12 protein-coding genes are annotated in these 12144 nt (G+C 66.4%); 11 read left to right on the top strand and 1 reads right to left on the bottom strand.

The genetic code is table 11. The features are described from left to right. Positions 1-8 precede the first annotated feature (8 nt). Positions 9-203, bottom strand: coding sequence for a zinc-finger domain-containing protein (locus QPK32_RS19830; RefSeq protein WP_290414524.1), 195 nt, complete (start codon positions 201-203; stop codon positions 9-11). 206 nt (positions 204-409) lie between these two features. Between QPK32_RS19830 and QPK32_RS19825 the strand changes: the two genes are divergently transcribed. The 11 genes from QPK32_RS19825 to QPK32_RS26580 all read left to right on the top strand — a co-directional run bounded on the left by QPK32_RS19825 (position 410) and on the right by QPK32_RS26580 (position 12056). Then, on the top strand, positions 410-1165 hold the full coding sequence (locus QPK32_RS19825) for an AzlC family ABC transporter permease (protein ID WP_290414523.1): 756 nt from the start codon (positions 410-412) through the stop codon (positions 1163-1165). Next, entirely contained in the window at positions 1158-1502 is a 345-nt protein-coding gene (locus QPK32_RS19820) for an AzlD domain-containing protein (protein WP_290414522.1), read from the top strand. Before QPK32_RS19825 ends, QPK32_RS19820 begins: the two co-directional genes overlap by 8 nt. A 39-nt stretch (positions 1503-1541) precedes the next feature. Further along, positions 1542-2747, top strand: coding sequence for a phosphoglycerate kinase (locus tag QPK32_RS19815; RefSeq protein ID WP_290414521.1), 1206 nt, complete (start codon positions 1542-1544; stop codon positions 2745-2747). A 54-nt stretch (positions 2748-2801) separates the two neighbouring features. Then, a complete protein-coding gene (pyk, locus tag QPK32_RS19810) occupies positions 2802-4262 on the top strand; it encodes a pyruvate kinase (RefSeq protein WP_290414520.1) in 1461 nt (486 codons plus the stop codon). A 231-nt stretch (positions 4263-4493) separates the two neighbouring features. Continuing rightward, positions 4494-5558, top strand: a complete 1065-nt coding sequence (fba, locus tag QPK32_RS19805; protein ID WP_290414519.1) for a class II fructose-bisphosphate aldolase — start codon at positions 4494-4496, stop codon at positions 5556-5558. A 224-nt stretch (positions 5559-5782) separates the two neighbouring features. Continuing rightward, a complete protein-coding gene (locus QPK32_RS19800; protein WP_290414518.1) occupies positions 5783-6679 on the top strand; it encodes a phosphoribosylaminoimidazolesuccinocarboxamide synthase in 897 nt (298 codons plus the stop codon). A gap of 3 nt (positions 6680-6682) precedes the next feature. Next, positions 6683-7192, top strand: coding sequence for a 5-(carboxyamino)imidazole ribonucleotide mutase (gene purE / locus QPK32_RS19795; protein WP_290414517.1), 510 nt, complete (start codon positions 6683-6685; stop codon positions 7190-7192). Continuing rightward, complete coding sequence (locus QPK32_RS19790) at positions 7189-8385, top strand: 5-(carboxyamino)imidazole ribonucleotide synthase (protein WP_290414516.1); 1197 nt, start codon at positions 7189-7191, stop codon at positions 8383-8385. The genes purE and QPK32_RS19790 overlap by 4 nt, the downstream gene beginning before the upstream one ends. Positions 8386-8387: 2 nt before the next feature. Continuing rightward, on the top strand, positions 8388-9422 hold the full coding sequence (locus QPK32_RS19785; RefSeq protein WP_290414515.1) for an L-threonylcarbamoyladenylate synthase: 1035 nt from the start codon (positions 8388-8390) through the stop codon (positions 9420-9422). A 220-nt stretch (positions 9423-9642) separates the two neighbouring features. Next, positions 9643-11160, top strand: coding sequence for a S9 family peptidase (locus QPK32_RS19780; RefSeq protein ID WP_290414514.1), 1518 nt, complete (start codon positions 9643-9645; stop codon positions 11158-11160). A 194-nt stretch (positions 11161-11354) separates the two neighbouring features. Then, complete coding sequence (locus QPK32_RS26580; RefSeq protein ID WP_308632615.1) at positions 11355-12056, top strand: SGNH/GDSL hydrolase family protein; 702 nt, start codon at positions 11355-11357, stop codon at positions 12054-12056. The last annotated feature ends 88 nt before the right edge of the window (positions 12057-12144 follow it).

Genomic DNA, 12144 nt, shown 5'->3' with positions numbered 1-12144 from the left:
GAGCTGGATCAGTGGTGGCCGACCGATACGCCTGCCGCCAGCTGGTACTGGGTGCCGCAGTACGGGCACTTGGCATGGCCGTGGTGATCGAAATCCAGGAAGACGCGCGGGTGGGACGACCACAGCGGCATGGCCGGGTTCGGGCAATAGGCCGGCAAATCCTTGGCTTGCAGTTCCACCACGGGGATGGTCTTCTCGTTCATCGACAACTCCATGAGTAATAAAAATCAACAAGGCCATGATTTTAACGGATTCAACCTCATTGGCGGCGGCCTTCGGTAGAATAGCGAGCCGATTACTGTCGAGTAGAGTTTCTATTTAGAAATTCACGCGAACTATCACAACGTTGTATGCCCGATCGCCTCTTGCTTGCCGCGCTGGATCATTGCTTTTGTTGCAGGAATGCGACATGAATTCGGCGCATCCGGACGCAGGCAAGCTCGACATCGCGGCATTCGACCGCCACGACCCCGTCGCCTGGCGCGACGGCTTCCAGACCGGCCTGCCGACGCTGTTCGGCATCGGCGCCTGGGGCCTCGTCATCGGCGTCGCCATGGTCAAGGGCGGCCTGACGGTCTGGCAGGCCACCGTCATGACGCTGACCGTGTTCGCCGGCTCGGCCCAGCTGGCCTCGCTGCCGCTGATCGTCGCCGGCGCGCCGCTGTGGGTGATCTTCGCGACGGCCCTCGTCGTGAACCTGCGCTTCGTGATCTTTTCCGTCCTGCTCGGCCCCCATTTCTCGCACTTGCCCTGGTTCCAGCGCTTTTATCTCGGCTATATCTCCGGCGACATTTCGATCGCCCTGTACCTGCAGCGTTACCCGAACCCGACGCCGGCGCCGGGCAAGCTGTCCTTCCTCAAGGGCCTGATGGTGCCGAACTGGGTGTCGTGGCAGATCGGTTCGCTGGCCGGCATCTTCCTGGGCAGCGCCGTGCCGAGCGAATGGCAGCTCGGCTTTGCCGGCACGCTGGCGATCCTGTGCGTGATGGTGCCCCTGACGGTGAACAGTGCCGCGCTGTGCGGGGTGGTGGTGTCCGGCATCGTCGCCGTGCTGGCCTGCGGCCTGCCGTACAAGCTGGGGCTGCTGCTGGCCGTGCTGGTCGGCATGGTGACCGCGATGGCGGTCGAGGAAAACATCCTGCGCAAGAGGGCAGGCCATGGCTGAGTGGGAAATCTGGCTCGTGATCCCCGTGCTGTGCGCGGCGACGGCGTGCACCCGCAGCGTGTTCTGGCTGGTCGGCCACCGCGTCAATATCCCCCCGCGCGTGCAGGAGATGCTGCGCTATGCGCCGGCCTGCGCGCTGGCGGCCATCGTCGGCCCCGACCTGGTACTCGGTACGCATGGCGAAGCGGAACTGACGCTGGCGAATCCGAAACTGCTGGCCGGCGTCGCATCGCTCCTGTATTACCTGTGGCGCCGTAGCATGCTGCAGACGATCGTGTTCGGCATGCTCGTGTTCACACTCTTGCGCATCTCTCATATTTTTGGCAACGTTAGCTAGAGTAGAATAGCGTTTTTTCACCAGACAAGACTGCTGACAATGGCCGTTCTCAATTTCACCCGCTTGCAAGACCTGATCGACCAAGGCGCGCTGAAAGGCAAGCGCGTCTTCATTCGCGCCGACCTGAACGTTCCGCAGGACGACGCCGGTAACATTACCGAAGACACGCGCGTGCGCGCTTCGGTTCCCGCGATCCGCGCCGCGCTTGATGCCGGTGCGGCCGTGATGGTCACGTCGCACCTGGGCCGTCCGACCGAAGGCGAGTTCAAGCCGGAAGACAGCCTGGCGCCCGTCGCCAAGCGCCTGTCCGAGCTGCTGGGCCAGGCGGTCGAACTGAAACAGGACTGGGTCGATGGCGTCGACGTCGCTCCGGGCCAGGTCGTGCTGCTGGAAAACTGCCGCGTCAACAAGGGTGAAAAGAAGAACGACGATGGCCTGGCCCAGAAGATGGCCAAGCTGTGCGACGTCTACGTGAACGACGCGTTCGGCACCGCCCACCGCGCCGAGGCGACCACCCACGGCATCGCGAAGTTCGCGCCGGTGGTGGCGGCCGGTCCGCTGCTGGCGGCAGAGCTCGACGCGCTGGGCAAGGCGCTGGGCGCGCCCCAGCGTCCGCTGCTGGCCATCGTCGCCGGCTCCAAGGTGTCGACCAAGCTGTCGATCCTGCAGAGCCTGGCCGACAAGGTCGACAACCTGATCGTCGGCGGCGGCATCGCCAATACCTTCATGAAGGCCGTGGGCCTGAACATCGGCAAGTCGCTGGCCGAGGCCGACCTGGTGAACGAAGCCAAGGCCATCATCGACAAGATGGCCGCGCGCGGCGCGCAGGTGCCGATTCCCGTCGACGTCGTGTGCGCCAAGGAATTCGCGCCGACGGCCGCCGCGACGGTCAAGGACGTCAAGGACGTGGCGGACGACGACATGATCCTGGACATCGGCCCGAAGACGGCCGCCCATCTGGCCGAGCAGATCGGCCAGGCCGGCACCATCGTGTGGAACGGCCCCGTCGGCGTGTTCGAGTTCGACCAGTTCGCCGAGGGCACCAAGACGCTGGCACACGCCATTGCGCGCTCCAAAGGATTCTCGATTGCAGGTGGAGGAGACACCCTGGCTGCGATCGCCAAATACCAAATTGCCGACCAGATCGGCTATATCTCGACCGGCGGTGGCGCCTTCCTCGAGTTCCTCGAAGGGAAGACGCTGCCGGCAGTGGAGATCCTGCTGCAGCGCAGTGCTGCAAAATAATATAAACGGTATCGGCGCAGCTTCGGGCTGCGCTTTTCTTTCAAGGATAGATCAATGTCTCGTGGTACCAAGATCGTCGCCACCATCGGCCCTGCTTCCCAGGATTTCGACACCCTCGTCCGCATGATTCGTGCCGGCGTCGACGTCGTGCGCTTGAACTTCTCGCACGGCAAGGCCCAGGACCATATCGACCGCGCCGCCCTCGTGCGCCGTGCCGCCGCCGAGTGCGGCCGCGAAGTCGCCATCATGGCCGACATGCAGGGGCCGAAGATCCGCGTCGGCAAGTTCGAGGAAGGCAAGATCTTCCTGAACAATGGCGACCAGTTCATCCTGGATGCGAAATGGGGCGATAACGGCGAGCTGGGCAACCAGGAACGCGTCGGCCTGGACTACAAGGCCTTGCCGCGCGACGTCAAGCCGGGCGACCGCCTGCTACTGAACGACGGCCTGATCGTGCTGGTCGTCGACCGTGTCGTGGGCCATGAGATCTATACCGTCGTCAAGGTCGGCGGCGAGCTGTCGAACAACAAGGGCATCAACCGCCAGGGCGGCGGCCTGACCGCGCCGGCGCTGACCTCGAAGGACATGGAAGACATCCGCACCGCGGTCAGCTTCCAGTGCGATTACCTGGCGATCTCGTTCCCGAAGAGCGCGACCGACATGGAAATGGCGCGCCAGCTGGCCAATATCGCGGGCGAGCCGTTCGGCCACAAGCCGATGATGATCGCCAAGATCGAGCGTGCCGAGGCGATTCCCGTGCTGCAGGAAATCCTGGACGCGTCGGACGGCATCATGGTCGCCCGCGGCGACCTGGCCGTCGAGGTGGGCAATGCGGCCGTGCCGGCACTGCAGAAGCGCATGATCCGCATGGCGCGCGAATCGAACAAGCTGGCCATTACCGCGACCCAGATGATGGAGTCGATGATCGTCAACGCCGTGCCGACCCGCGCCGAAGTCTCGGACGTGGCCAACGCCGTGCTGGACGGCACCGACGCCGTGATGACCTCGGCCGAGACCGCTTCGGGCAAGTATCCGGTCGAGACCGTCGAGATGATGTCGGCGATCTGCGTGGAAGCCGAGCGTTCCGAGTACAACAAGCTGGAAGCGGACTTCCTGAACGTGCAGTTCACCCGCATCGACCAGTCGATCGCCTACGGCACGCTGTTCACGGCGCACCACCTGCGCGTGAAGGCGATCGTGGCGCTGACCGAGTCGGGCTCGACCGCACTGTGGATGAGCCGCCACTCGATCGACACCCCGATCTACGCGCTGACCCCGTCCCAGACGACGCAGCGCAAGGCATCGCTGTATCGTAACGTGCAGGCTTTCCACCTGCTGCAGGAAGGCGGCAGCCACGCCGTGCTGCGCAAGGCCGAGGAACTGCTGATGCGCGAAGGCGTCGTACGCAAGGGCGACCTGATCGTCGTGACCTGGGGTTCCCCGATGGGCCAGGCCGGCGGTACCAATGCACTGAAGATCGTCCGTGTCGGCGATCTGGATCAAACGGGAGCTTGAACAAACCGTAGCGAGCACCGCATGCATCCTGGCTGAAGGTGCCAGGATGTGAGCGCAGCAGGTTTGATTGGCTCCCGTAAAAGTAGTACTCAAACAACGTCGTCCCTGCGAAGGCAGGGACCCAATTTTGCGAGCGCAGCCGTAACGCCGGCAAATTGGGCCCCTGCCTTCGCAGGGGCGACGGTGAGCATTGCTTTCGCACCGTTTTCTTTATTGTATGGAGCTTAAACCATGGCACTCGTATCAATGCGTCAACTGCTGGACCACGCCGCCGAATTCGGCTACGGCCTGCCGGCGTTCAACGTCAACAACCTGGAACAGGTCCAGGCCATCATGGCCGCGGCCGACGCCACCGGCAGCCCGGTGATCATGCAGGCCTCGGCCGGCGCCCGCAAGTATGCCGGCGAAGCCTTCCTGCGCCACCTGATCGATGCCGCCGTCGAGGCCTATCCGCACATCCCGGTCGTCATGCACCAGGACCACGGCCAGTCGCCGGCCGTCTGCATGGCCGCGATCCGCTCGGGCTTCACCTCGGTGATGATGGACGGCTCGCTGGAAGCGGACGGCAAGTCGGTCGCTTCGTACGAATACAACGTCGAAGTGTCGAAGGAAGTCGTGAAATTCGCGCACTCGATCGGCGTGACCGTCGAAGCCGAACTGGGCGTGCTCGGTTCGCTGGAGACGATGAAGGGCGACAAGGAAGACGGCCACGGCGCGGACCGCACCATGACCCGCGAAGAGCTGCTGACCGACGTGGCCCAGGCTGCCGACTTCGTCGCGAAAACCCAGTGCGACGCGCTGGCCATCGCCATCGGCACCTCGCACGGCGCCTATAAATTCACGCGCAAGCCGACCGGCGACATCCTGGCCATCGACCGCATCAAGGAAATCCACGCGCGCATCCCGAACACCCACCTGGTGATGCACGGTTCCTCGTCGGTGCCGCAGGAACTGCTGGCCATCATCCGCGAATTCGGCGGCGACATGAAGGAAACCTACGGCGTGCCCGTCGAGGAGATCCAGGAAGGCATCAAGCACGGCGTCCGCAAGATCAACATCGACACCGACATCCGCCTGGCGATGACGGCCGCGGTGCGCAAGTACCTGTTCGAGAACCCGTCCAAGTTCGACCCGCGCGACTACCTGAAGCCGGCCCGCGAAGCGGCGACGGAAGTCTGCAAGGCGCGCTACCTGGCCTTCGGCTGCGAAGGCATGGCGGCCAAGATCAAGCCGATCCCGCTGGACAAGATGGCCGAGCGCTACAAGAAGGGCGAGCTGGCGCAGATCGTTCAATAACAGCCGAACGGGCCGACATGTAGGGTGGGCACCACGTGCCCACCATGCGTCGCCATGACGCATGCATCTGGTGGGCACATGGTGCCCACCCTACATACCCCACGTTGTTTTGACGGTAGCGGTATGGAATGACGTAAAATATCGCTTTGGCACGGATCAAATCATCGTTCCGCCCCGTCCACCGGCACCCAACGCCGGTTTCGCTTTATCAAGACACCCCCTCTATGAAAAGCCTTTACCAGTCCACTATTTCCTCCCTGCCGCTGCTCGGCCACGGCAAGGTCCGCGACAACTATGCCGTCGGCGACGACAAGATCCTGATCGTCACCACCGACCGCCTGTCGGCCTTCGACGTCGTGATGAACGAGCCGATCCCCGGCAAGGGCATGGTGCTGAACCAGATGAGCGATTTCTGGTTCGAGAAGCTCGGCCATATCGTGCCGAACCACCTGACCGGCGTGGCGCCGGAATCCGTGGTCGCCCCGGAGGAAGTGGAGCAGGTGAAGGGCCGCGCCGTCGTGGCCAAGCGCCTCAAGCCGATCCTCGTCGAGGCGGTCGTGCGCGGTTACATCATCGGTTCGGGCTGGAAGGATTACCAGGCCACCGGGTCCATCTGCGGCATCGAACTGCCGGCCGGCCTGCGCCAGGCCGACAAGCTGCCGCAGCCGCTGTTCACCCCGGCCGCCAAGGCCGACCTGGGCGAGCACGACGAGAACATCAGCTTCGCCGAGATGGAACAGCGCATCGGTGCGGAACTCGCGAACAAGATCCGCGACGTGAGCATCCAGCTGTACACGGCCGCCGCCGACTACGCGGCTACCCGCGGCATCATCATCGCCGATACCAAGTTCGAATTCGGCCTGGACGAGAACGGCGTGCTGCACCTGATGGACGAAGTCCTGACCGCCGATTCCTCGCGCTTCTGGCCGGCCGACTCGTACGCGCCGGACATGTCGCCGCCGTCGTTCGACAAGCAGTTCGTGCGCGACTACCTGGAAACGCTGAAGGACTGGAACAAGGCCCCGCCGGCGCCGGCGCTGCCGCCGGAAGTCATCGAAAAGACCCAGGCCAAGTACTTCGAAGCCATCGAACGCCTGACCGGCGAGAAGCTGAAGGTATAAGCGATGGCGGAGCAGAACAAGCCGCTGGTCGGCGTGATCATGGGTTCGTCCTCGGACTGGGACGTGATGCAGCACGCCTGCGCCATGCTCGAACAGTTCGGCGTGCCGTTCGAGGCGCAGGTGATCTCGGCGCACCGCATGCCGGACGAGATGTTCGCGTATGCGGAAACCGCGCGTAGCCGCGGCCTGCGCGCCATCATCGCCGGGGCCGGCGGCGCCGCCCACCTGCCGGGCATGGTGGCGGCCAAGACCGTCGTGCCGGTGCTGGGCGTGCCCGTGCCGTCGAAATACCTGCGCGGCGAGGATTCGCTGCTGTCGATCGTGCAGATGCCGAAGGGCGTGCCGGTCTCGACCTTCGCCATCGGCGAGGCGGGCGCCGCGAACGCCGCGCTGACGGCGATCGCCATCATCGCCACCGTCGACGATGCGCTGGCCGGCAAGCTGGAAGCGTTCCGCGCGCAACAGACGGCGGCCGCCAAGGCCATGGTCCTGCCGGTGAACGAAAAGCGATGAGCGGCACGACCCTGACCCCGGCGCTGCCGGCAGCTGCCGAGCCGGCCTGGCTCGGCGTGATGGGCGGCGGCCAGCTGGGCCGCATGTTCGCGCACGCGGCGCAGTCCATGGGCTACCGCGTGGCCGTGCTGGAGCCGTCCGGCGATTGCCCGGCCGGGCAGGTCGCCGAGCGCCTCGTCGAGGCGGGCTACGAGGACGCGGCCGGCCTCGATGCGCTGGCGGCCCAATGCGTGGCCGTGACCACCGAATTCGAGAACGTGCCGGCCGCGAGCCTGTCGCGCCTGGCCGAACGCGTGTTCGTGGCGCCTGGCGCCCACGGCGTCTCGGTCGCCCAGGACCGCATCGCGGAAAAGGCCTTCTTCGTGTCGTGCGCGCCCAAGTCGGGCGTGCTGCCGGCGCCGCACAAGACGATCGCTTCGGAAGCGGACATCGACGCCATCGGCGACGACCTGCTGCCGGGCATCCTGAAGACCGTGCGCATGGGCTACGACGGCAAGGGCCAGGTGCGCGTGCAGTCGCGCGACGACGTGCGCGCCGCCTTCGCCTCGATGGGCGGCGTCACCTGCCTGCTCGAGAAGATGCTGCCGCTGGCGTATGAGGTGTCGGTGCTGACGGCGCGCGGCGCGGACGGCGAATCCGTCGTCTACCCGATCGCGGAAAACGTGCACCGCGACGGCATCCTGTTCACCACCACCGTGCCGGGACCGAACGTATCCGAGGAACGCGCGGTCAAGGCCCAGGAAGCGGCGCGCGCCATCGTCGCCGAACTGGGCTACGTCGGCGTGCTGTGCATCGAATTCTTCGTGCTGCAGGACGGTTCGCTGGTCGTCAACGAGATGGCCCCGCGTCCGCACAACAGCGGCCACTACACGATCGACGCCTGCGTCACGAGCCAGTTCGCCCAGCAGGTGCGCGCGATGGCGCGGCTGCCGTTGGGCGACGTGCGCCAGCATTCGCCGGCCGTCATGCTCAACATCCTGGGCGACGTCTGGTTCGAAGGCGACGGCAACGTCGCGCGCGAGCCGGCCTGGGACGAGGTGCTGGCGCTGCCCGGCGCCAACTTGCACCTGTACGGCAAGACCGACCCGCGCCGCGGCCGCAAGATGGGCCACGTGACCTTCGTCGCGCCCACGCTGGCGCAGGCCCAGGCCAGCTTCGAAGCCGCTTGCGCCATCCTGGGCATCGAGGTGTGAGCATGGTGTTTGCGCAGGAAGCCGGCCAGGCCGACATCGGCGCGGCGGCACGAGCGCTCGAAGCGGGTGCGCTGGTCGCTTTCCCCACCGAGACCGTGTACGGCCTCGGCGCCGATGCCGAGAATCCGGCGGCCGTCGCCGCCATTTACACGGCCAAGGGCCGTCCGCAGGACCATCCGGTGATCGTGCACGTGGCGTCCGCCGCCGCGCTCGACCATTGGACCACGGACATCCCCGAGGAAGCGCGCCTGCTGGCCGCCGCCTTCTGGCCCGGCCCGCTGACGATGATCCTCAAGCGCGCGCCGCAGATTCCGGACGCCGTCTCCGGCGGCCAGGACACGGTCGGCATCCGCTGCCCGTCGCATCCCGTCGCGCTGCGCCTGCTGCAGGCGTTCAAGGGCGGGCAGGGCGGCCTGGCGGCGCCGTCCGCCAACAAGTTCGGCCACGTCAGCCCGACCACCGCCGCCCACGTGCGCGCCGAGTTCGGCGACGAGCCCTTGCTGGCCGCCGTGCTGGAAGGCGGCCAGAGCGAGGTCGGCATCGAATCGACGATCGTCGACCTCTCGCGCCTGGCCACGCACGGCCCCGTGCTGCTGCGCCCGGGCCACGTCTCGGCCGGGCAGATCGCGGACGTGATCGGACGCCTGCCGGCGCAGCCCGACGTGGCGGCGCCGCGCGCGTCCGGCACGCTCGAATCGCATTACGCGCCGCGCACGCCGGTGGCGCTGCTGGATGGGATCGAACTCGCACACGCAGTGCAGCGCCTGCACGCTTCCGGCCACCGCGTCGCCGTCATCCATTACGGCGCGGTGCCGGTCGTGCACGCGGCCACGCAGCTGCCGTTCGACCCGGCCGGCTATGCCCACGGCCTGTACGCGGCCCTGCGCAGCATGGACGAGACGGGCGCGAGCCTGATCCTCGTCGAAGCGCCGCCGCAGGACGATGCCTGGCTCGGCGTCAATGACCGCCTGCGCCGCGCGGCCCATGGCTCCAGCGGCATCGTCGAACGTCTCGCCGGCGCCACGTCCCAGCCATAAAAGCTGCCGGGAAACTTCCCAAAAGCTTATGCGCGGTGCATCCTTGGCGGATGTGCCGGGCAGGGCGGTCATTCGTCCCCTTCGTATTGACGCTGTTCGCAGCACACATGTCGTCCCTGCGAAGGCAGGGACCCAATTTCCGTATGTGCAGCAGGAACGCGTGCAAATTGGGCCCCTGCCTTCGCAGGGGCGACGGTGCAGAGTCAATCGAAGGAAAACAATGCGTTCGTTCTCTACCTTGGGCCTGAGCATGGGCCTGGCCGCCCTGCTCGCCGCTTGCGGCGGCGGCGGCGGCACGACCACCGGCGGCACCCCGCAAGGTGTCGGCAATCCCGCCCCGCTGCCGGGCATCGTCCGCGGCAGCCTCGTCGGCCAGGCCAGCCCGGTTGCCCTTACCGTCGCGGGGTCCAGCGTGACCACGCTGTCGCCGTCCGTGCTGGCCGGCTTCCTGGAATCGGCCCAGAAGGGCACCACCGTCGTGGCCGGCGAGCCGCAATGCGCGGTCTCCGTCTACCGCGTGCGCTACAACACGGTCGGCGGCGCGGGCGAGAGCACCGAGGCCAGCGCGGCGATCTTCGTGCCCTCGGGCAGCGGCGCCTCGTGCGGCAATTCGCGTCCCGTGCTGCTGTACGCGCACGGCACCTCGCTGCAGAAGTCCTATGACATGGCCGACATCGCCGGCAACACGGAAGCGCGCCTGGCGGCGGCCGTGTTCGCCGCCCAGGGCTTCGTCGTGGTCGCGCCGAACTATGCGGGATATGCCGGATCGTCGCTCGGCTACCACGCCTACCTCGACCGCGTGCAGCAGGGCGCCGACATGGTCGATGCGCTGCGCGCCGCGCGCTCGTCGTTCACGGCAATCGGCGTGCGCGATTCCGGCAAGCTGCTGGTGTCCGGCTACTCGCAGGGCGGCTACGTCGCGCTGGCCGCGCAGCGCGCGATGCAGGAAGCGGGCAATGCGGAATTCACTGTAACGGCGGTGGCCGGCCTGTCCGGCCCGTATGCGCTGGCCCGCTTCGGCGACGAACTGTTCGGCGGCGCGCCGCGCAACGGCGCCACCGTGATCGTGCCGATGATCGTCAACGCCGGCCAGCACGCGAGCGCCGCGTTGTACACGAATCCCGCCGAGATCTACGAGGCGCCGTACGCCGCGACGATCGCGGACCTGGTGCCGGGCACGCTGGGCACGGGCGCGCTCGTCGACCAGGGCAAGCTGCCGGCGAGCGCGCTGTTCGCGGCCGATTCGATGCCGCAGACGGCCGGCTACACGCAGTACTTCGGCGCCGGCAACCTGATCAGGAGCGACTACCGCGCCGCCTACCTGGCCGACCTGGCGGCGCATCCGTGCGACACCAGCGCCACGGCGCCGCTGTCGTGCGCGCCGGCGCAGGCGCTGCGCAAATGGCTGGTGCGCAACGACCTGCGCAGCTACCAGCCTGCCGCGCCCACGCTGCTGTGCGCGGGCCACGACGATCCGGTCGTCCCTTACTTCAATACGAGCACGGCGGCGGCCTATTTCCGCGGACGCGGCGCCAACGTCACCGAGCTCGACATCGACGATACGCCCAGCCTGAACGACCCCTACCGGACGGCCAAGGCCGGCTTCGTGGCGGCACGCTCGATCCTGAAGGCGGCGGAAGGCGATGCTGCAGTGGCAACGAATTACCACGCCGGCTTGGTGGCGCCGTTTTGCATGATTGCGGCGCGCGATTATTTCCAGAAAACCCTCGCCTTTTGATAGGGGCAAGGACTATTGCATGGTTATAATCCGGTGCCGCCGGGCACTTTCTGGCCTTGCATTTTTGCTGTTGTTACGGGTGCACGGCCGGAAACGTTTTCGCTATACAACCGTTCTGAACGCTGGCATATTAATCAGGACACGAATAGCACGGCCGTTCGTTTCATACAAAAATTTTTATATCAGGAGACACAATGCGTAAGACCACTTATGCGCTCGCGCTGATGACCGCGGCCGTCCTGGCCGCGTGCGGCGGCAGCAGCACCAGCCCGCGCGCCGGCGACCAGACCCCGAAAACCCAGTTCAGCAACCAGGTGTCGTTCGGCGACAGCCTGTCCGACGTGGGCAGCTACAACGTCGGCGCGGTTGCGGCCCTCAAGGGCGGCAAGTTCACGATCAACGGCAACAACACGTCGATCAATGCCGAACTGACCGGCAAGAACTGGACCGAATACGTGGCAGCACAGCTCAACCTGCCGGCGCCGTGCTCGGCGCAGACCGGCCTGGAAGGCGACGCCAGCAAGGGCTTCAACGTCCCCGTCACCAGGAACGCCAACTGCTTCAACTACGCCCAGGGCGGCGCGCGCGTGACCAACCCGGTCGGCCCGAACAACAAGCTCCTGAACCCGACGCTGGGCCTGACCACCGTGCCGGTGGTGACCCAGATCGCCAACCACCTGGCCAAGACCGGCGGCAAGTTCAGCGGCACCGAACTGGTGACCGTGATGGCCGGCGGTAACGACATCCTGTTCCTGCTGGGCGACTTGTCGGCCAAGGCCACCGCCGCCGGTACCGCCGCCGGCAATACCGCCTTCGCCACCTCGCTGGTGAGCCAGCTGGCGGCCGGCGCGACCAACCCGCAAACCGCCGCCCAGACCATCGGCTTGGCCGTGTAGACCGAAGCCGCGCGCAGCGGCAGCACGCCGCAGACGATCGTCCAGGCCGGCGTCGCCGCCGCCGTCCAGGCCGGCAACACGGGCGCGC

The organism is Massilia sp. YIM B02763, assembly GCF_030412015.1.
In the GTDB taxonomy this organism is placed as follows: domain Bacteria; phylum Pseudomonadota; class Gammaproteobacteria; order Burkholderiales; family Burkholderiaceae_D; genus Telluria.
Note: the sequence above shows the minus strand (reverse complement) of the source record. Positions and strands in the feature narration are given on the sequence as shown.

Bases quoted from the DNA above. Each gene is read 5' to 3' on its own strand.
- QPK32_RS19830 (WP_290414524.1), bottom strand. From the start codon at position 203: ATGAACGAGAAGACCATCCCCGTGGTGGAACTGCAAGCCAAGGATTTG.
- QPK32_RS19825 (WP_290414523.1), top strand. From the start codon at position 410: ATGAATTCGGCGCATCCGGACGCAGGCAAGCTCGACATCGCGGCATTC.
- QPK32_RS19820 (WP_290414522.1), top strand. From the start codon at position 1,158: ATGGCTGAGTGGGAAATCTGGCTCGTGATCCCCGTGCTGTGCGCGGCG.
- QPK32_RS19815 (WP_290414521.1), top strand. From the start codon at position 1,542: ATGGCCGTTCTCAATTTCACCCGCTTGCAAGACCTGATCGACCAAGGC.
- pyk (WP_290414520.1), top strand. From the start codon at position 2,802: ATGTCTCGTGGTACCAAGATCGTCGCCACCATCGGCCCTGCTTCCCAG.
- fba (WP_290414519.1), top strand. From the start codon at position 4,494: ATGGCACTCGTATCAATGCGTCAACTGCTGGACCACGCCGCCGAATTC.
- QPK32_RS19800 (WP_290414518.1), top strand. From the start codon at position 5,783: ATGAAAAGCCTTTACCAGTCCACTATTTCCTCCCTGCCGCTGCTCGGC.
- purE (WP_290414517.1), top strand. From the start codon at position 6,683: ATGGCGGAGCAGAACAAGCCGCTGGTCGGCGTGATCATGGGTTCGTCC.
- QPK32_RS19790 (WP_290414516.1), top strand. From the start codon at position 7,189: ATGAGCGGCACGACCCTGACCCCGGCGCTGCCGGCAGCTGCCGAGCCG.
- QPK32_RS19785 (WP_290414515.1), top strand. From the start codon at position 8,388: ATGGTGTTTGCGCAGGAAGCCGGCCAGGCCGACATCGGCGCGGCGGCA.
- QPK32_RS19780 (WP_290414514.1), top strand. From the start codon at position 9,643: ATGCGTTCGTTCTCTACCTTGGGCCTGAGCATGGGCCTGGCCGCCCTG.
- QPK32_RS26580 (WP_308632615.1), top strand. From the start codon at position 11,355: ATGCGTAAGACCACTTATGCGCTCGCGCTGATGACCGCGGCCGTCCTG.